The sequence below is a fragment of the Nitrospirota bacterium genome, assembly GCA_040755395.1.
Lineage (GTDB): Bacteria > Nitrospirota > Nitrospiria > Nitrospirales > Nitrospiraceae > DATLZU01.
This window is the reverse complement of sequence record JBFMAX010000008.1, coordinates 45,694-64,750: the sequence shown is the minus strand read 5'-3', so window position 1 is coordinate 64,750 and position 19,057 is coordinate 45,694. Positions and strand designations below refer to the sequence as shown.

Annotated in this window: 23 protein-coding genes and 1 pseudogene; 22 read left to right on the top strand and 2 right to left on the bottom strand. The window is 61.8% G+C overall.

The features are described 5' to 3' along the window. The first annotated feature begins 63 nt into the window (after positions 1–63). The 5 genes from AB1555_12830 (at position 64) to AB1555_12810 (ending at position 4,552) form a co-directional block, all read left to right on the top strand. Positions 64–2,157, top strand: a complete 2,094-nt coding sequence (locus AB1555_12830) for a thioredoxin domain-containing protein (protein MEW6247572.1) — start codon at positions 64–66, stop codon at positions 2,155–2,157. Further along, positions 2,157–2,456 carry a hypothetical protein gene (locus tag AB1555_12825; GenBank protein MEW6247571.1) on the top strand — a complete coding sequence of 100 codons (300 nt, stop codon included), beginning with the start codon at positions 2,157–2,159 and terminating at the stop codon, positions 2,454–2,456. The genes AB1555_12830 and AB1555_12825 overlap by 1 nt, the downstream gene beginning before the upstream one ends. Before the next feature lie 53 nt (positions 2,457–2,509). Further along, the gene (locus AB1555_12820) at positions 2,510–3,376 is read left to right on the top strand and encodes a hypothetical protein (protein MEW6247570.1); all 867 of its coding nucleotides are present in this window, start codon (positions 2,510–2,512) and stop codon (positions 3,374–3,376) included. Positions 3,377–3,630: 254 nt separating this feature from the next. Continuing rightward, positions 3,631–3,930 (top strand): RNA-binding protein, encoded by a 300-nt coding sequence (locus tag AB1555_12815; GenBank protein MEW6247569.1) that lies wholly within the window; start codon positions 3,631–3,633, stop codon positions 3,928–3,930. Positions 3,931–4,024: 94 nt separating this feature from the next. Then, positions 4,025–4,552 (top strand): FKBP-type peptidyl-prolyl cis-trans isomerase, encoded by a 528-nt coding sequence (locus AB1555_12810; protein MEW6247568.1) that lies wholly within the window; start codon positions 4,025–4,027, stop codon positions 4,550–4,552. A 30-nt stretch (positions 4,553–4,582) separates the two neighbouring features. On the opposite strand, the gene AB1555_12805 is transcribed toward AB1555_12810, so the two are convergent. Further along, entirely contained in the window at positions 4,583–5,851 is a 1,269-nt protein-coding gene (locus AB1555_12805) for a Y-family DNA polymerase (GenBank protein MEW6247567.1), read from the bottom strand. A 6-nt stretch (positions 5,852–5,857) separates the two neighbouring features. Then, a complete protein-coding gene (gene umuD, locus AB1555_12800; protein MEW6247566.1) occupies positions 5,858–6,268 on the bottom strand; it encodes a translesion error-prone DNA polymerase V autoproteolytic subunit in 411 nt (136 codons plus the stop codon). A 339-nt stretch (positions 6,269–6,607) separates the two neighbouring features. Between umuD and AB1555_12795 the strand changes: the two genes are divergently transcribed. The 17 genes and pseudogenes from AB1555_12795 (at position 6,608) to purL (ending at position 19,050) form a co-directional block, all read left to right on the top strand. Then, complete coding sequence (locus AB1555_12795; protein MEW6247565.1) at positions 6,608–7,810, top strand: MFS transporter; 1,203 nt, start codon at positions 6,608–6,610, stop codon at positions 7,808–7,810. Positions 7,811–7,937: 127 nt separating this feature from the next. Continuing rightward, positions 7,938–9,146 (top strand): bifunctional 3,4-dihydroxy-2-butanone-4-phosphate synthase/GTP cyclohydrolase II, encoded by a 1,209-nt coding sequence (locus AB1555_12790; GenBank protein ID MEW6247564.1) that lies wholly within the window; start codon positions 7,938–7,940, stop codon positions 9,144–9,146. 279 nt (positions 9,147–9,425) lie between these two features. After that, positions 9,426–9,956: a 6,7-dimethyl-8-ribityllumazine synthase gene (ribH, locus tag AB1555_12785; GenBank protein ID MEW6247563.1), complete on the top strand. Its 531-nt coding sequence runs from the start codon at positions 9,426–9,428 to the stop codon at positions 9,954–9,956. Positions 9,957–9,964: 8 nt separating this feature from the next. Continuing rightward, positions 9,965–10,420: a transcription antitermination factor NusB gene (gene nusB, locus AB1555_12780; GenBank protein MEW6247562.1), complete on the top strand. Its 456-nt coding sequence runs from the start codon at positions 9,965–9,967 to the stop codon at positions 10,418–10,420. A gap of 70 nt (positions 10,421–10,490) precedes the next feature. Continuing rightward, positions 10,491–11,825 carry an adenylosuccinate lyase gene (purB, locus tag AB1555_12775; protein ID MEW6247561.1) on the top strand — a complete coding sequence of 445 codons (1,335 nt, stop codon included), beginning with the start codon at positions 10,491–10,493 and terminating at the stop codon, positions 11,823–11,825. A gap of 12 nt (positions 11,826–11,837) precedes the next feature. After that, the gene (purC, locus tag AB1555_12770; GenBank protein ID MEW6247560.1) at positions 11,838–12,545 is read left to right on the top strand and encodes a phosphoribosylaminoimidazolesuccinocarboxamide synthase; all 708 of its coding nucleotides are present in this window, start codon (positions 11,838–11,840) and stop codon (positions 12,543–12,545) included. 257 nt (positions 12,546–12,802) lie between these two features. Beyond that, a complete protein-coding gene (locus AB1555_12765) occupies positions 12,803–13,027 on the top strand; it encodes a hypothetical protein (protein ID MEW6247559.1) in 225 nt (74 codons plus the stop codon). Then, on the top strand, positions 13,024–13,266 hold the full coding sequence (purS, locus tag AB1555_12760) for a phosphoribosylformylglycinamidine synthase subunit PurS (protein ID MEW6247558.1): 243 nt from the start codon (positions 13,024–13,026) through the stop codon (positions 13,264–13,266). Before AB1555_12765 ends, purS begins: the two co-directional genes overlap by 4 nt. A gap of 88 nt (positions 13,267–13,354) precedes the next feature. Then, on the top strand, positions 13,355–14,083 hold the full coding sequence (gene purQ, locus AB1555_12755) for a phosphoribosylformylglycinamidine synthase subunit PurQ (GenBank protein MEW6247557.1): 729 nt from the start codon (positions 13,355–13,357) through the stop codon (positions 14,081–14,083). 18 nt (positions 14,084–14,101) lie between these two features. Next, entirely contained in the window at positions 14,102–14,290 is a 189-nt protein-coding gene (locus tag AB1555_12750) for a hypothetical protein (GenBank protein ID MEW6247556.1), read from the top strand. Further along, on the top strand, positions 14,275–14,598 hold the full coding sequence (locus AB1555_12745; protein ID MEW6247555.1) for a type II toxin-antitoxin system RelE/ParE family toxin: 324 nt from the start codon (positions 14,275–14,277) through the stop codon (positions 14,596–14,598). Before AB1555_12750 ends, AB1555_12745 begins: the two co-directional genes overlap by 16 nt. 1 nt (position 14,599) lies before the next feature. Continuing rightward, on the top strand, positions 14,600–14,722 hold the full coding sequence (locus AB1555_12740; protein ID MEW6247554.1) for a hypothetical protein: 123 nt from the start codon (positions 14,600–14,602) through the stop codon (positions 14,720–14,722). A gap of 86 nt (positions 14,723–14,808) precedes the next feature. Then, complete coding sequence (locus AB1555_12735) at positions 14,809–15,087, top strand: type II toxin-antitoxin system Phd/YefM family antitoxin (protein ID MEW6247553.1); 279 nt, start codon at positions 14,809–14,811, stop codon at positions 15,085–15,087. After that, entirely contained in the window at positions 15,084–15,380 is a 297-nt protein-coding gene (locus AB1555_12730; GenBank protein MEW6247552.1) for a type II toxin-antitoxin system RelE/ParE family toxin, read from the top strand. Before AB1555_12735 ends, AB1555_12730 begins: the two co-directional genes overlap by 4 nt. Before the next feature lie 244 nt (positions 15,381–15,624). After that, the gene (locus AB1555_12725; GenBank protein MEW6247551.1) at positions 15,625–16,257 is read left to right on the top strand and encodes a winged helix-turn-helix domain-containing protein; all 633 of its coding nucleotides are present in this window, start codon (positions 15,625–15,627) and stop codon (positions 16,255–16,257) included. Between the two features lie 214 nt (positions 16,258–16,471). Continuing rightward, positions 16,472–16,741: pseudogene (locus AB1555_12720) on the top strand (restriction endonuclease). Between the two features lie 56 nt (positions 16,742–16,797). Beyond that, the gene (gene purL / locus AB1555_12715; protein ID MEW6247550.1) at positions 16,798–19,050 is read left to right on the top strand and encodes a phosphoribosylformylglycinamidine synthase subunit PurL; all 2,253 of its coding nucleotides are present in this window, start codon (positions 16,798–16,800) and stop codon (positions 19,048–19,050) included. Positions 19,051–19,057 lie beyond the last annotated feature (7 nt).

The following is a 19,057-nucleotide window of genomic DNA, read 5'->3' as shown; positions in this document are numbered from 1 at the left end:
CCCCCGTTGCACAGCTTCGCGCCGGCAGGGTACCATGCCGGACACGGACTTCCAAGGTGACCCATGGCTGAGACCGTCGGTTCTCCCCCAGCTCCCAATCGGCTCATTCACGAGACCAGCCCCTATCTTCGACAGCATGCGCACAATCCGGTGGACTGGTATCCCTGGGGCGAGGAGGCCTTGGCTCGCGCGAAGGCGGAGGACAAGCCGATCCTGCTCTCGATCGGCTATTCGGCCTGCCATTGGTGCCACGTAATGGCGCACGAGTGTTTCGAAAACCCGGACATCGCCAAGCTGATGAACGAGCAGTTCATCAACATCAAAGTCGATCGGGAGGAGCGACCGGACCTGGACGACATCTATCAGAAGTCGGCCCAGGTATTTCTGGGGCGCGGCGGGGGGTGGCCCCTGACGGTCTTTCTCACGCCGGATCGGGAGCCGTTCTATGGCGGCACCTATTTTCCGCCGGTGCCGCGTTACAATTTGCCGGGATTTCCCCAGGTGCTGCTCGGCGTCGTCGAGGCCTACCGCGGACATCCGGACCAGGTCCGGCAGAACATCGAGCGGGTGAGGAACGGGTTGAAGCGGGCCGGCGCGCCTCAGCCGTCGTCGGAACCGTTAACGGAAGCGTTGCTGGATGAGGCGGTCAAGGACCTGAGCTTGTTCTACGATTCCCTGCACGGCGGGTTCGGCGACGGGCCGAAATTTCCGACCGTGCCGCCCCTGAGCCTGCTATTACGGCAGTTCTACCGAACCGGCGACCTGGCCTCTCAGGAAAAAGTCATCCATCAACTCCGGCGCATGGCGGCCGGAGGGATCTATGACCATCTGGGCGGGGGATTCCACCGATACGCGGTGGACGCGCAATGGCTGATCCCGCACTTCGAGAAAATGCTGTACGACAACGCCCAGCTTGTCCGCATCTACCTGGATGGCTGGCGGCTGACACGAGAGGTCCGGTTCAAGCAAGTCGTCGAGGAGACGCTGGAATACGTTCGTCGGGAGATGACCCATCCGGACGGCGGGTTTTATGCGGCGCAGGATGCCGACAGCGAAGGCCATGAAGGCAAGTTCTTCGTCTGGGAACCGGGCGAAATCAAATCGGAACTGGGACCGGAATTGGGCGAATTGTTCTGCCGGGTGTACGGGGTCACGGCGGACGGCAATTTTGAAGGCCGGTCGATTCTGAATCGGCTGGCCGGCCTGAATCTGAAACCCGAGGAGCAGGAAGAGCTGGAAACCATTCTGGCTCCGGCGAGGCGGCGGCTGCGGGAGGTCCGCGACCGGCGCGTGAAGCCGGAGCGCGATGAGAACATCCTCACGAGTTGGAACGGCCTGATGGTTTCCGGCTTGCTGGACGCTTACCAGACCTTCGGGACTCCGTCGTATCTGGATATGGCCGAGCGGGCGCTGGCTTTTCTGCTGGAACGGGCGTGGGTGAACGGTCGGTTGCACCGAACCGTGACGGGCGGACGGGCACGGCTGAACGGCTATCTCGACGATTATACGTTCCTGGCGGCGGCGTTGATCGACGCGTACGAGGCGACCTTGCAGCGAGGGTATCTCGAGCATGCGGTCGAGCTGACAGAAATGATGCTGGAACAGTTCTGGGACGACGAGACGGGCGGCTGTTTCTACACCGGGCGGGACCACGAGGCGCTGATTCAACGGATGAAATCCGGGACCGACGGCGCCATGCCGTCCGGCAACGCGGTCGCGGCGACAAATCTGCTGCGGCTGTTTTCCTACGCGGGCGAGCCGCGCTATTGGGACCGAGCCGAGCAGACGCTCCGCGTCTTTCGCGGCCAGATGGATCAAAACGCCTATGGCTCGGCGGCCCTGCTGTGCGCGCTGGACCTTTTTCTCGCGAAGCCCAAGGAGATCGTGTTGGTGGGGGCGGGGACCGATCCGGCCGTGCAGGCGCTGCTGAGGCAGATTCACGGCTGCTATGTTCCGAACAAGACGCTCATTGTGCAGGCGAACACTCAGAACGGGGGACCGGTGCGGGTCCCGGGGCCGGCCGCCGGAAAAGTCGCAGTGAACGGCAAGCCGACCGTCTACGTCTGTCATGGGTTCACCTGCTCCCGGCCGGTGACCGAGTGGGAGGAGTTGGCATCACTGCTGGGCGTGAGAAGCGCGAAGTCGGAGGCGGAGTGATGAGCGAATCGGACCGAGGGCTGTACGACCATCTCTATAAGCGGTATGTGCAGAAGCGCGACGCGCATCAGGGGTATGAGTTTCAGCAAGCGCCGGTCGGCAATGTGCCGCCGCCGACCGTGACCTTCGCAGCACGGCTCAAGTGGTGGACGTTGGATCGGTGGAGACGCCTGCGACGGGTCCGGGCGGAGCGAGACCGACTGCAGCAGGAGATTCTCCGGATCAGAGAGGCGCCTCAACGGTCGGGGTCTGGATCGGAAGGCGATACGGTCAACACCCGTTCGGATCGCCGGTCCTGAGATTCGCTTGCGACCTGTTGGGCGCGTCACGGGAGAAAGTAAAGGACAGAGATGTGGAGATATGGGATGGAGGAGGGGACGATTCCGTGCGGACGATGGCGGTAGAGATGGAGAGAGAAGGGAGCGGAGAACCGGGACGGCACATCGGGCGGCGCGGGCGGGGCGCAGCCGTGGCGACCGCCTTGGCGGCGGCCTTGCTTTGGGGAGGCGTGTCCGCGCCGGTCGCGCACGCCATCCGGGCGGAGAGTCCGAGCGAGAAGGCCGAGAATCTCAAGAAGCAGGCCGAGGCCGGACTCTTTAAGCTTTGGAACTTCGATCAACAGACGGTTGGGAGCGTCCCGCTGGGCTTCTCCGCGCTGAACTTGGGAGACGGTCCGGCCGGGACCTGGCAGGTGCAGACCGACACGACCGCCTTTTCCGCGCCTAATGTGGTCCTGTCGGCGTCACCCTGTCCGAGCCAGGCGTGCTACCGCCTGTTGGTGGCGGACGGCCTGCAGTATGAATACCCGGATCTGACCATGCACCTGCGTTCGGGATCGGATGGAGGCCGGAGCGTCGGCGGGGTCGTCTTCGGCGTCCAGGATGCCAAGAACTTTTACGCGGCGGTGGTGGATTTGACTCAGCAATCCCTGGAGGTGATCCGGGTGGTGGACGGGAAGGAGAGCGTGCTCGGCCGCGCGACCGTCAAGCTGAAGCCGCTGCCCTGGCACACGTTGCGGGTCCAGCGGAATACGATCATCAGCAAAGACTTCATCGAAACCTTTGTCGACGGGGAACTGGCGCTCTCGGTCGAGGACCAGACCCTGGGGCTGGGGCAGGTGGGACTTGTGGCGCGCGGCGATTCGACCGTGCAATTCGACAACTTCCATGCGATTCCGCTGTTTTCCCATCGGCCGCTCTCGCCGCCGGCCGCCTATTGAGATCAGGAGTCGCAAAATCGCCTCCGACTTGCTTTTGCGCATCGCGTGGGTTAGAGTGAGGCCGCTTTACTGTAATGGGCCCGGCAGTGGAGCGGGGGACGGGAGCAGGGCCTGAACCGATGTTGTTTTGGTAGTGTTCGGGATCTGATTGGAAGCCAGACCTAAGTCGCCGCAGTGGTCGCGTCTTCGGGCCGTTCCTTCCTTGGTTCGTTCTCGCATCCAAGACAATATCACTTTCGCAAAGGAGGAACCCGATGGGTTCGAAGATCTATGTTGGAGGGTTGCCGTATTCCACGACCGAGCAACAGTTGAGCGATTTGTTCGCTGCGCACGGGAACGTGCAATCGGCACGGATTATCACCGATAAATTTACCGGTCAGTCGCGGGGCTTCGGTTTCGTGGAGATGGCCACGGACGAAGAAGCCAAGACCGCGATCGCCGCTCTGAACGGCACTCAACTCGGCGGCCGCACCCTGACCGTCAACGAAGCGCGTCCCCAGGAGCCGCGCTCGGGCGGCGGCCGAATGGGCGCGAACGCCGGCGGCAGACGCTGATCGATGCGGTTCTGGCAGCCTCCGGGGCCGCCCTCCGTGTGGGAGGGCGGCCCCGTTTTCTTTCACGCGTTCTGACCGGCAAAAAGAGGAGCGGATGAAACAGGCGGTCTGGGGATTGGTTGGCGTCGTCGGTCTTCTGGGAGTACTTCCCTGGGGCAGTTGCGCCCGCGCCAAAGACGGCTTGACCGTTGCCGACGGGCTCGTGGTCACCTTGGAATATACGCTGACGCTGCCGGATCAGACGGTGGTCGATTCGAACGTGGGGAAAGACCCGCTCACGTTCACCCAGGGCGCGCATCAGATCGTCACCGGACTGGAAAAGGCGCTGGTCGGTATGAAAGCCGGGCAGAGCAAGCGGGTGGAGGTATCGGCGGTGGAGGGATTCGGCGCATACAGCATGCGAGCCAGGATGGAGGTCGAGAAAAGTCACGTGCCGGCCGACGTGAAGCCCGGCATGTGGTTGCAGTCCGCCGACGGCCGGCCGGTGAAGGTGTTGGAAGTGAAAGAAGAGACCGTCGTGCTCGATCTGAACCACCCGCTGGCCGGCAAAAATCTTATCTTCGACGTCACCGTGCTCAAAGTGGAGAAACCGGCGCCCGAGGCGTCGACGGAGAAGCCTTAGCCCTGGGCAGACGCATTCCCTGGGGGCTTCTCAAGCGCGGACCTGAACGAGATCCTGCCAGTTCGTCGTGTAGGCGGGCGAGCGGTGCGCGAACTTCGCCTGCCAGGGTTGAGCCAGTCCGGCGGCGGCATAGCGGATCGTCCCCGCGCCCATCCGTTGATTCAGACGATCCAGCGTCTGCATGAGGCGGCGGGACTTCTCGCGATCTGTCGCATCGAACAGGTCGATCTGTCGTCGATCCGCAGGCGTCAGCTCAGTCAGCACCACGCCCGCTTTTTTGTATCGGCATCCGGCTGTGAATGCGCGCTCGACTCCGCGTAAAGCGTAACGAATGAGATCGCCGGTATCCTCGGTGGGAACGGGCAGGTCGAGAAACACGGACTGCGAGTCGCGCGAGTCGTCCGTGAGCCGGGTCGTCGTCAGGAACACCCACAGCCCTCCGGCGAGCAAGCGTTCCCGACGCAACTTTTCCCCGGCCCGCGCCGTATAGGCCGCGACGGCTTCACACAGCTCCTCCAAGGATTCGACGGGGCGTCCGAACGTGCGGGAGACGGCAATGCCCTGTTTGGGCGGAGGACAACCCTCCACCGAAAAACAGGACAGTCCGCGCAACTCGCGCACAAGCCTGAGACCGACGACGCCCAGATGTTTTCCGATCCAGCCTTCGTCCGCGTCGCGCAACTGCAAGGCCGTACAGATGCCGTGGGATTCCAATCGACGGGCCGCGCTCTCTCCGAGCCCCCAAATCCCGCCAACCGCCGCCTCGGCGAGAACATGTTCGCGATTCGGCGTGTCGGTGAGGTCGAGCACTCCGGCGCCTTCAGCGGCTCGTTTGGCGAACCGAGTGGCTAACTTGGCCAGCGTTTTCGTTGCCGCGATGCCGACCGAGACCGGCAGACCCGTCCATTGCTTCACGGTCATGAGAATCCGGCGGCCATACTCGGTCCGGTTGATGCGGGACAAGCCGGATAGATTCAGGAACGCCTCGTCGATCGAATAGACCTCGACCTCCGGGCTGAATTGTTCCAGCGTTTCCATTACCCTTCGGGACATGTCTCCGTACAAGGCGTAGTTGGAAGACAAGAGTCTCACCCCGTGAGTCCGGATCAGTGCGCGGATCTGATAGACCGGAACGCCGACCGTAATGCCCAAAGCCTTCGCTTCATCGGACCGAGACACGACGCATCCGTCGTTGTTCGACAGCACCACGACGGGACGGCCTTCGAGCGACGGGTTGAAAACGCGTTCGCAGGACACATAGAAATTGTTGCAGTCGACCAGGGCGAAGACCGGTTGCATCGATGTTCAGACTTTGTGGATGACGTAGGTCACGACGCCCCACATCTCGAACTCTTGGTTCTCGCGCGGCCGGATCGGGGGATAGCGTCGATTGTCCGCGACCAGGACCGGTTTGGCGTTGACCCGCTGCAGGCGCTTGACCGTCAACTCACCGTCCAGCACCGCGATCACGACGTCACCCTCGGCCGGAGTCAGCGCCCGGTCCACGATCAAGAGGTCGCCGGGATGGATGCCGGCATCGATCATCGAATCGCCGGTCACGCGGACAAAGAACGTCGCGGCCGGATGTTTGATCAAGTGCTGATTGAGGTCGAGCGTTCCCTCGACGTAATCGTCTGCCGGCGAAGGAAATCCCGCGGGAATCGAGGCGACGAACAACGGCCGCTCGCAGGTAAAAGATCGGTCTGGTTGATGCATGGTCGCGACCTCCGGCGGCATGATTCTGCGGGTTGAGCGATGGCCCCCAAATGGTAGTCGGAATGGCGAGGGATGTCTAGCCCGGGTTATTCATGGCGCTTCGTCGCGAAAGCGCGCAGACGCGTCGTGAGACGGGCAAGCACAGCCGCGAGGGACCGAGGCGTACTTGAACAGTACGTCGAGGGACTGAACGGCGAGCACGCCCGTCGGAACAGCGTATCCGCGTTTGCAGCAGAAGCGTTCATGAATAATCCGGGCTAGGGGCCAAGCGCGACGTCAGTCGCTGCAGGTTGCAGGGGTGAAACACGGTACCCTATAGTGGCAAGCGGTGCGTGCACGATGAGACAACTTGTCACAGCTTTGCGCAGCGGACATTGGCCGTCGCTGGTCGGGGCTTGGCTGCACTTCGAAGTCAGCTTCATGACCTGGCTCCTGATCGGCGCCCTCGGCGTGTCGATTGCGGAGGAGTTCGCGCTGTCGCCGACGCAGAAAGGGTTGCTCGTCGCGGTTCCTTTGCTCGGAGGCGCGCTGCTTCGGGTCATCGTGGGATTCTGCAGCGACCGGTACGGGACAAAGCGGACCGGACTGGCGCTGCTGGCCTGCGAGCTGATCGCGGTGAGCTGCGGCTGGTTGGGAGCGGCCGGCTATGGGCAGGTCTTGGCGGTCGGGCTGCTCTTGGGCGTGGCCGGGGCCAGTTTTGCGGTAGCATTGCCGATCGCCAGCCGCGCGTATCCACCTGCGCACCAGGGACTGGCGATGGGCGTGGCGGCCTCCGCCAACAGCGGCACCGTGCTGGCCATGCTGTTCGCGCCGAGGTTGGCGGAAGTGGTCGGCTGGCGCGGGGTGTTCGGGGTCATGATCGCGCCCATCCTGCTCACGCTGGTCCTGTTCGCGGCGTTGGTGCGGAACGACCACGTGACCCACTCGCGGGTCGAGCGTCAGTGGCGGTCGTGGGCGCCGATGGCCGAACTGCTCCGGCGGCCGTCGATGTATTGGCTGTGCTTCGTCTATGCCGTGACGTTCGGCGGATTCGTGGGGTTCTGCAGCGTCTTTCCCATCTTCCTGCACGATCAATACGGGTTGAACCCCGTGACGGCCGGTTCGGTGACGGCCCTGTGCGGGCTGGTCGGGAGCGTGATCCGGCCGTTCGGTGGGTACGTTGCGGATCGCATCGGCGGGCTTCGCGTCCTGCGCGCGGCGTTTCTGGTTATTGCCGGGCTCGTCGTCGGCGTCGGGGAACTGCCCGCCTTGACGTGGGCCGTGCCCCTCGCAGTTCTGGCCGTGGCCGGCATGGGATTCGGGAACGGCGTTGTGTTCCAGGTCGTCTCGGACCGATTCCCAAAGCAGATCGGTCTGGCGTCCGGGTTGATCGGCGCGGCTGGCGGCTTGGGGGGATTTCTGTTGCCGGTCTGGTTGGGGATCTTGAAGGATGCGACGGGGACCTTTCAGCCCGGGCTGTGGCTCTTCGCCGTCCTGGCCGCCGGGGCGGCGGCGAGTGTGACAAGGGTCATCAGACGGAATCGGGCAGCCGCCCAGCCATAGGGCGATCCAGGCTGGTTTCCCATTGACAGGGGCACCGTAAAGAAGGTTACTTGGGGGCCGCATTTCTGGTAAGGTATTGACCGCAACTCAGAATTCAGAACTCAGAATTCAGAATTAGGCTTCAGTCATGCCGTCTCCCTTCGATACCATTGAACAGGCGATCAAAGAGATTAAGAAAGGCCGCTTTGTCATTCTGGTCGACGATGAGGACCGGGAGAACGAAGGCGACCTCGTCATCGCGGCCGAAAAGGTCACACCCCAGGCCATCAACTTCATGGCCAAACATGCGCGCGGGTTGATCTGTCTCGCCTTGACACCCGAGCGCGTCGAAGAGCTCCAGCTTCCGCCTCAGTCCCCCGAGAACACGGCGACGTTCGGCACGGCCTTCACAGTTTCGATCGATGCGCGGCGGGATATTACCACGGGCATCTCGGCGGCCGACCGCGCGACCACCATTCATGTGGCGATCGATCCCAGGACGAAGCCGTCCGATTTAGCCAGGCCAGGCCACATTTTTCCGTTGAAGGCGCAGAAGGGCGGCGTGCTCAAGCGGGCCGGGCAGACCGAGGGCTCGGTCGATCTGGCGCGTCTCGCGGGACTGTATCCGGCCGCGGTGATCTGCGAAATTATGAACGAGGACGGCACCATGGCGCGGGTGCCGGAGCTGGCCAAGTTCGCCAAGGCGCACAGGATCAAGATGGTCACGATCAAGGCGCTGATCGAATACCGTCTGCGCCGTGAAACGTTCGTGAAGCGGGTCGCCAGCGCGCGGTTGCCGACGGTGTTCGGGGAGTTCGAAGCGGTCGCATTCGAAAACGAAATCGACGGCGGAAACCACATCGCGCTCGTGAAGGGTCGGGTGGACGACGGGGCGCCGACGTTGGTTCGGGTCCACTCGGGATGTTTGACCGCGGATGTCTTCGGCTCGCTGCGCTGCGACTGCCGCGACCAGCTTCACCGCGCGATGGAGATCATCGAGAAAGAGGGGCGCGGCGTGCTGCTCTATCTCAACCAGGAAGGGCGCGGCATCGGGCTGCTCAACAAGATCAGGGCCTACCATCTGCAGGACCAAGGGAGCGATACCGTCGAAGCCAACCTCAAGCTCGGGTTCAAAGCCGATCTGCGCGACTACGGCATCGGCGCCCAGATCCTCGTCAACCTGGGCCTTCGGCAAATCCGGCTCATCACGAACAATCCGCGCAAGATCGTCGGCATCGAGGGCTACGGCCTCCGCGTGGTCGAGCGGGTGCCGATCGAAATTCCGCCGCGGGCGCACAATGAACGCTACCTCCGCACCAAGAAGGCGAAGTTGGGACACATCTTAAAGAAAGTCTAGGAGCCTGTCCGATATTACCGTTCGTGGCGAGGCGAGGGAGGCGTGAGCAAATGCGCGGCCGCAGGCCCCGGAAAACCGGAGGCGTATTCGCCGGAATACGTTGAGGAATTTTCGGGGCCGAGAACAAAGCAGATGCTCGTGCATCGCTCGCCGCAGCAGAATGCGTAATGTCGGACCGGCTCCCAGACGACGCGGGGCGAGCGGCTAGAGGCTATAGGAAAGACAATCGCGGAACGTCCCATCGGGCCCGAGCCAATCGCCCATCGCCAGGACCCGTTTATGAAACTCCGGAAAGGCTCGCACGATGCGACCGGCCTGCGCTTCGCGATCGTCGTCAGCAAGTTCAACAAATTCGTGACCAGCCGGTTGCTGACGTCCTGCGAGCAGGCGCTGACGAAGGCGGGAGCGAAGGAAGAAGCGATCGAGGTAGTACGGGTGCCGGGGGCGTTCGAGATTCCCTTGGCGGCTCGGACCGTGGCGAAGTCCGGTCGGTTTGATGCGGTGATTTGCCTCGGCGCCGTCATCCGAGGCGACACGCCCCATTTCGACTATATCAGCGCGGAAACCAGCCGCGGGATCATGCAGGCAGGTCTTGACGCCGACGTGCCGGTGGTGTTCGGCGTGCTCACGACCGACACGGTGGCGCAGGCGATCGAGCGTGCCGATCCGAATAAGCACAACCGCGGCGCGGAGGCTGCGAAGACGGCCATTGAAATGGCGACGGTGATGCGACAGCTCAAAGGCGACGGCCGGCCTGCGGTCCGCAAGCCGTCGGGCGCGCGCGCCGCGTCGCGCCGCCGGAGGGGTTGATCCGACCTATGGGTTCCCGACGCAAGGCCCGTGAGCGGGCCATCCAGGTGCTGTTTCAATATGACATTCACGGCAAGGGCGGCGAGTGGCTGGACGAATTCTGGAAGCACTATCCGGAAAAGGAAGATGTCCGGGCGTTCGCCGAGCGGTTGATCGAGGGCGTGCTGAGTCATCGGGAAGAGTTGGACGCGCTCATCGGGTCCTACGCCACCAACTGGAAGGTCAGCCGGATGCCGATCGTGGATCGGAATATTCTGCGGGCCGGCCTCTTCGAGCTGCTCTGGTTGCCCGACGTGCCGGCCAAGGTCACCATGAACGAAGCAATCGAATTGGCCAAGAGCTTCGGCGATGAAGAAGCTTCGAAATTCGTCAACGGCGTGCTGGATCAGGTCCTGAACAAGGAGCCGCGTCTCGAAACGAAGCGGACGGAAGCGGCGGCTGCCGCCGTGAAGCGTGAAGCGTAAGACCTCATGCGTTTAGCATTCTCCCCTTCGCACGCATCACGCATCACCCATCACGCCTCACGAGGTTCATGTGATTGACCGCTACACCTTGCCGCGCATGAAGGCCGTCTGGGATCTTGCGCACAAGTACGAGATCTGGCTGGAAGTCGAGTTGCGGGCCTGCGAAGCGCTGGAACGCGCCGGTCAGGTGCCGCGCGGGGTCACCGCCCGGATCCGCCGCGCCGCGCGGATCGATCCGGAACGGATCGCGGAGATCGAGAAGGTCACCAAGCACGACGTCATCGCCTTTTTGGAATCGCTCGCGGATTCCGTGGGACCGGATGCGCGGTTTCTCCACATGGGTCTGACCTCGTCCGACATCGTGGATACCTCCCTGGCCGTCCAGATGGCCGAGGCGCTGGACATCATTCTGGAGGATCTGGACGCGTTGCTCGACGTGTTGAAGAAACGGGCGTTGGAGCATCGCGACACCATTATGATCGGGCGCTCGCACGGCATTCACGGCGAGCCGATCTCGTTCGGCTTCAAGCTGGCCATCTGGTACCAGGAAGTCCGCCGCCATCGCGATCGCCTGCAGGCGGTCCGCGAGGAGATCGCGGTCGGGAAGCTGTCGGGTGCGATGGGGACCTTCGCCCATCTGGGACCGGGGGTGGAAGAGTTCGTCTGCGAGCGGCTCGGGCTCAAGCCCGAGCCGGTGTCCAACCAGGTCGTCCAGCGGGACCGCCACGCGGCCTACGTGTCGGCGCTGGCGCTGCTCGCGGCGAGCATCGAAAAGTTTGCGACGGAAATCCGACACCTGCAACGGACCGAAGTGCTGGAGGCCGAGGAGTTTTTCTCGGAGGGACAGAAGGGATCCTCGGCCATGCCGCACAAGCGCAACCCGATCGCATCGGAGAACCTCTGCGGCCTGGCGCGCGTGGTTCGGGCCAACAGCCTGGCGGCGATGGAGAACGTGGCGTTGTGGCACGAACGGGACATCAGCCACTCGTCGGTCGAGCGGGTCATCTTGCCGGACAGCACGATCCTCGTGGACTATATGCTGGTCCGGTTCACCGACATCATCAAGAACCTGCTCGTCTATCCGGATCGCATGCGGCGCAATCTCGATCTGACCGGCGGATTGGTCTATTCACAGCGGCTGCTGTTGGCGCTCGTGGAGAAAGGGGCTCGACGGAAGGACGCCTACGAGGCGGTGCAACGGAACGCGATGGAAGGTTGGAAAGGCGGCGCCGGCTTTCAGGATCTGGTCGGCAAAGATCCGTTCATTGCAAAGTATCTCAGCCAGGCCGAGATCAAGGCCTGTTTCGATCCCAGGTATTATCTGCGGCATCTGGACAAGATTTATCGGCGGGTGTTCGGTCGGGGTTCGATCCGGCGCGCCCGTCCGAGAAAGCGGCGGGCATAGGATGGGCAGGACATGACGATCAAGGGCGAGCTGATCTACGAAGGGAAAGCCAAAAAGTTGTTCGCAGCGGATCACCCGGATCGCGTGATCCAGTACTTCAAGGACGACGCCACAGCCTTCAACGCGCAGAAGCGCGGCACGATCGTCGAGAAAGGCGTGGTCAACAACAAGGTCTCGGAGCGGCTCTTTCGGCTGCTGGAAGAGGGCGGCGTGCCCACGCACTTCATCGAACGGCTCAGCGATCGCGAGATGCTGACCAAGCGGGTCATGATCGTGCCAATCGAGGTGGTGGTGCGGAACGTCGTCGCCGGCAGCCTTGCGAAACGGCTGGGGTTGAAAGAAGGCGACGCGATCGAGCCGCCGCTCGTCGAGTTCTATTACAAGAACGACGCGCTCGGCGATCCGTTGATTACCGACGACCACGTCAGGCTGCTCAAGTTGGCGACGCCGGCGGTCGTGCGGGACCTCAAGGAACTGGCGCTCAAGGCCGGCCGCATTTTGACGCCGTTCTTCAAAGAACGGAAGATGCTGCTGGCGGACTTCAAGCTGGAGTTCGGCGTGTATCACAACAAGCTGATCCTCGCCGACGAGATTTCGCCGGACACCTGCCGGTTCTGGGACATGGCCACGGGGGAGTCCATGGACAAGGATCGGTTTAGGAAGGATTTGGGGAGGATTGAGGAGGCGTATCAAGAGGTGTTGCGGCGAGTGTGCGGATGAGCGATGGCCTCGGCCTGCGCTGCTCAGACACTGCGGCTCGACCGTGCTACGGCTCACTGCCGCTCGGCTGCGGAACTCGTTCCGTTCAAGGCTTCGCCCGGACGAAACGTCGGACAGTCCTCGCCGCCGCCTTGCGGCGGCCGCTTCAGTTCGCCAAGTGCGGTGACCCGAGCCTTCGTGTGATTCGCGACGCAGGCCGAGGCCGTCGCTGATTGTCGTGCTGCTCCTCTTTGTGAGGGAGAGAATAAAGGGAAACGGTGAAGCGGTTTCTGCAGCTTTTCCTGAATTACGGCCTGATAGCCGCGGTTCTCATCTGGGCCGGGGTGGTCGGCCTGATGGCCTATCATCTGACCGACTCGACGTGGCGGTGGGCGTTCGTTGCGCTCTCGTTGGGCGGGCTCGCAACCGTCGGGGGGATTCTCTGGATTCGTCGGTACATCAACGCACTCGCTAAAGCGTCGGAGCAGGAGAGCAAACCGTGAAAGCGAAGATTCATGTCACGTTGAAGCCGGGCATTCTCGATCCGCAGGGGAAGGCGATCGAGCATGCGTTGGAGACCTTGGGCTTCAAGTCGGCGAGCAACGTGCGGGTGGGAAAGTACATGGAATTGGACCTGAGCGAGAAGGATAAAGCCAAGGCCGAGGCCGAGGTGAAGGCCATGTGCGAGAAGCTGCTGGCGAACACGATCATTGAGGAATATCGATACGAGCTGAGCGCGTGATACAGCGCGCAATTAGAAATGTGAAATGTGGAATGAGAATGGTGGGTCCACAATTTCTCATTCCTAATTCCTCATTCCTCATTTGGGCATGAATATCGGCGTCGTCGTCTTTCCCGGCTCTAACTGTGATCACGATTGCGCGCATGTCCTCGGCGACGTGTTGGGGCAGTCGGTCACGATGGTGTGGCACAAGGAGACCTCGCTGGCCGGCCTCGATGCGGTCATTCTGCCCGGCGGGTTTTCCTACGGCGACTATCTGCGGACCGGCGCCATCGCCCGCTTCTCGCCCGTGATGGGGGCGGTGAAAGAATTCGCCAAGAGCGGCGGGCTGGTGCTCGGCATCTGCAATGGGTTTCAAATCCTCCTGGAGGCGGGATTGTTGCCGGGCGCCATGCTGCGGAATACGTCGCTCACCTTCATCTGCAAGGACGTCTATGTCCGCGTCGAGAACGCCGCCACGCCCTTTACCGGGCGCTGCGAGCCCGGTCAGATCCTGAAAATCCCTATCGCCCACGCCGACGGCAATTACTACACCGATCCTGTGACGCTCGCCGCCTTACAGGCTAACGCGCAGATCGTCTTTCGCTACTGCACGCCGGACGGCAGGGTGACGGCGGAGGCGAACCCGAACGGCTCGCTCGACAACATCGCCGGCATCCGCAATTCCGACGGCAACGTGCTGGGCATGATGCCGCATCCGGAGCGCTGCGCCGAAGCGGCGCTCGGCAACGACGACGGCCGATTGATCTTCCTGTCGATGCTGGATGCGCTGAAGAAAGCGAAACTCCAACCCAAGCCGGCTATGGCGCCAGGCTGATATGAACAGGAGTCCAAGATGAGCACTCCTAAAGAAGAAGTCCGCAAGTTGCTTGACCGGATTCCCGATGATTCGTCCTTTGAGGACATCCAATATCACATTTACGTTCGGGAAAAGATTGAGCGTGGCCTCAAGGATATCAAAGAAGGCCGGGTGCTCAGCCAGGAAGAAGTCGAGCAAAGGATGTCTAAGTGGCTTGGGAAGTAAAGTGGGCTCAAGCGGCTTTAGACGATCTGGACACAATCGCGAACTATATCGCTAGGGATTCACCAAACTATGCCGCAGCCTTTCTTCTCGAGTTGCTTGATGCTGCCCGTTCTCTGGCTCAGTTGGCGGAACGGGGGCGCGTGGTGCCTGAATGGCATGAGCAAACCACTCGCGAACTGCTCGTGGGAAATTATCGTCTCATCTATCAGGTGGCAGGTCCTGTCGTCCATGTTGTCGGGATCGTTCATGGATCGCGGGACCTCAAGGCCTTGTGGGAGCGTGAAGGGCGGCGTCCCTTACCGACTTAGCTTGCCGCATCCGGAGCGCTGCGCCGAAGCGGCGCTCGGCAACGATGACGGCCGGCTGATCTTCCTGTCGATGCTGGATGCGCTGAAGAAGACGAAAGGACAGCGCCGCACGGTCGTGGCGTGACGAACTAGGACCTCCCGACATGTGCTTGTCAGTTCTGAGGATGGCCAGTATAATGGCCATTAAACTGGCGGTCCCAGGAGGTTCTCATGCCACAAGTTGACCAGTTCGTCTCCATTACCGAGGCGAAGAACAAGCTGCTGGATCTGATCCGCAGGTTAAAGACGCGTGGGGACATCGTCGCGATTACCAGAGACGGCGTCCCGACCGCCGTGCTGCTCAGCATGGATCAATTTGAGGGCCTGATGGAGACAGTCGAGATTCTCAGCGACCAGGGCGCCATGCGCCGACTGAGGCGGTCAATCAAACAGGCCGGTGCCGGACGGTGGGTGACTCATGAGCAAGTGTTCGGTCGAGAGGAAGCGTGAAGGGGTACCGCGCCCGCTACACTCCGGAGGCGGCCAGCAGAATTCGCAAGTTTCATCCGCAGATCAAGCAGGAGATCAAGGAAGGCATCCGTATGCTCCTGACCTCTCCATTGGCCGGACATCAGCTCCAGTTTGAGTTATCCGGTTACCGGTCCTATCGAGTCCGCACTCATCGCGTCATTTACCAGATCAATGAGGAAGAGGCGACGGTGGATATCGTATTTGTCGGTCCGCGGCGGAATGTGTACGAAGAGCTGAGGGCCTTGCTCTTGCGACAGCGGACCGGAGGTTGATTGTCTTCTCAATCCCGGATGTGTTGCGGTAGGCGATGCTGCAGCCGAAGATGGTGGAAGCAGGGAGATGACCGCGGGTCGTGCCGCTGATTAGCCTGTCCGTCCCCGCACCCCGCCCGCACCCGCAAGGCGGGTACCTGAGGGATCCCGCTCCGGGCGGACGGGTACCCAGGTTAGCGTCACCCGCGGTCAACCTTCTGAGCCAGAACTGTAGCGATTTACGGATGAGCGACGAGGTTTGAACATGGCCGTTCCGGACTATCAGAAGTTCATGCTTCCGATTCTGAAGATCGCAGGAGACCGCGAGGAGCATAGTTCCGGGGAAGTCATCGACACCGTGGCCCGGCAATTTAGTCTGAGTGAACAGGACTTAGGCGAAATGCTTCCAAGCGGAACGCAAGCTAAGTTCCCTAATAGAGTAGTGTGGGCGGTAACTTATCTTGCCAAGGCAGGGCTCCTCGAGCGAACGGGAAGGGGCAAGTTCAGAATTACTGATCGTGGCCTGAAGGTACTGAGCAGCAGACCCTCAGAGATAGACGCCAAGTTTTTGAAACAATTTCCTGAATTCCTGGAGTTCCAGAAAGGTACTCGCTCTTCTCAAAAGGAGGAAGAGATCGAAGATACTCAGCGCACTCCATTCGAAACCCTTGAAGTCGCCTACCAGGACCTTAGGCGCGCGCTTGCACAGGACGTGTTGGATCGCGTCAAGCGTTGCTCGCCAAAGTTTTTTGAGAAGCTCGTTGTCGATCTCTTGGTTGCTATTGGCTATGGAGGTTCGAGGAAAGATGCCGGCCAAGCTCTCGGGCGGCGTGGTGACGATGGGGTCGATGGGATTATCAAAGAAGACAAACTGGGTTTGGATGTCGTCTATATCTAGCCCACATTATTCATGACGGTTCGTGACGAAACCGCCAAGACGCCAAGCGAGACGGGCACGCGGAGCCCCGAGAGGCCGAGGCATACTTGAAACAGTATGTTGAGGCCTCGATGGGCGAGCCTGCCCGCCAGCATGCGTTCGAAGCCGCATGCTGGCTTGTCGCAGCGGCGTATCGGCGGGTGCAGTAGAAGCGTTCATGAATAATGTGGGCTAGGCGAAGCGCTGGGAGGGGGCAGTAGGCAGGCCCACTGTCCAGGAATTTGCCGGTAGTCTGGAGGGGCATCGGGCGCGGAAGGGCGTTCTCATGACAACCTCGCGGTTTTCTCAAGACGCGAAAGACTATGTGGACAGAATCGAGAAAAAGATTGTCTTGATAGATGGCGAGCAACTGGCGCAATTGATGATCGATCATGGGATCGGTGTGACGGAAGTAGCGAGCTACGCGGTGAAACGTATCGATTCGGATTACTTCGAGGAAGAATGAAGGGAAACGAGGCGGATCGGTTACGGGCTATGGAACAAGATAAGGCGTGAGGGCGAATGAGGGGGCAAGGACAGTCCATCACCAAAGACCTCATTGCGCAGCATAATCTCACCGACGACGAGTACAAGAAGATCGTCGAGATTCTGGGGCGGGAGCCGAACCTGACCGAGTTAGGGATGTTCTCGGTCATGTGGTCGGAGCATTGCTCCTACAAGAGTTCCCGCGCCTATCTGAAGCGGCTGCCGACGACCGGGCCGCGCGTGGTTCAGGGACCCGGCGAGAATGCGGGCGCGGTGGATATCGGAGACGGGCTGTGCGCCGTGTTCAAGATGGAGTCGCACAACCATCCCTCGTTCATCGAGCCCTACCAAGGTGCGGCGACCGGCGTGGGCGGGATTCTGCGCGATATCTTCACGATGGGCGCGCGGCCGATCGCGTTGCTGGACTCGCTGCGGTTCGGCTCGCTGGACAATCCCAAGAACCGGCATCTCTTCAAAGGCGTGGTAGCGGGGATCGCGGGTTACGGTAACTGCATGGGCGTGCCGACGGTCGGCGGCGAGGTGGTCTTTACGGACATCTATTCGTTGAATCCGCTGGTCAACGTCTTCTGCCTCGGCATCGCCGAGAAGGACAAGCTCTTCAAGGGGAAGGCAGCCGGCGTCGGCAACCCCGTGATCTACGTCGGTTCGAAGACCGGCCGCGACGGCATTCACGGAGCGACGATGGCGTCCGACTCCTTCGATGCGGAATCCGAATCCAAACGACCGACGGTGCAGGTGGGCGATCCCTTCACGGAGAAGCTGCTCCTGGAGGCGTGTCTGGAGTTGATGGCCGGCGATCTGCTGGTCGGCATTCAGGATATGGGGGCGGCGGGCTTGACCAGCTCGTCGTGCGAGATGGCGTCGCGCGCAGGGACCGGCGTCGAGTTGGATCTTACCCAGGTCCCGCGCCGCGAGCCTGGCATGACGCCTTACGAGATCATGCTCTCCGAGTCGCAGGAGCGCATGTTGATAGTCGCGAAAGCCGGCAGAGAAGACGAGGTCATCCGGATTTGTCGCAAGTGGGACCTGGACGTGGCCGTGGTCGGCCGGGTGACGGACGACGGCATGTTGCGTGTAAAGGAGAACGGGCAGGTCGTGGCGGAGATTCCCGCCAAGGCGCTGGCGGACGACGGGCCGCGGTACGAGCGGCCCAGCGCGCCGCCGTCCTATCAGGACTGGATCCAGGCGCTCAACTACGACGCGCTGTCCGACGTCAAAGACCCGCAAGGCGCGCTGCTCGCATTGCTGGAGTCGCCGACCATCGCGAGCAAACGCTGGGTCTACGAGCAGTACGACCACATGGTGCGGACGAACTCGATGGTCAGGCCCGGGTCGGATGCGGCGGTGCTCCGTATCAAGGGCACGAACAAGGCGCTGGCGGTGACGACGGACTGCAATGGCCGCTACTGTCTGCTGAATCCGTATGAAGGCACCAAGATCGCGGTGGCGGAGGCGGCGCGCAATCTCGTCTGCTCCGGTGCCGAGCCGATCGGACTCACCGATTGCCTGAATTTCGGCAATCCCGAGCGGCCGGACATCATGTGGCAGTTCATCCTCTCGATCGAGGGCCTGAAAGACGCCTGCGAGGCGTTCGGCATTCCCGTCGTGAGCGGCAACGTGAGCTTTTACAACGAGACCAACGGGCTCTCGATCTATCCCACGCCGATCGTGGGCATGGTGGGTTTGATCGAGCCGGCCGATGCGGCGACGACGCAATGGTTCAAGGAGGCCGGCGACGACATCGTGCTGCTCGGCGCGACGAACGATGAGTTGGGCGGAACCGAATATCTGCGCGTGATCCATTCGCGCGAGCAGGGTTCGCCGCCGTTGCTCAGCTTGGAGGCTGAACATGCCCTCCATGCCTGTGTGCTGCGGCTGATCCGGGAAGGCCTCGTGCGATCGGCGCACGACTGTTCCGATGGGGGGCTGGCGGTCGCGCTGGCCGAATGCACGATGTCTTCGCACACGCGATGCCTCGGCGCTATGGTAAGATTGAATGCCCGCAGGCTTCGCCTGGACTCGCTGCTGTTTGGGGAGAGCCAGTCGCGGGTGGTGCTGTCGGTTAGCCCCGACCATCGGGATATGGTTTTGCGCGTCGCATCGGAGTCGAATGTGCCGGTGGAAGTGATCGGGACGGTGGGCGGGGATCGGCTGGTAATCGAGGTCGCGGGCGATCGGGGCATGCCCGGCTGCAAGATCGATGTGCCAGTCGAGACGCTCTATGACCGCTGGGCGTATGCGATCGAAAAGGCGCTGGTCCGGGCGTGAGGGGTAA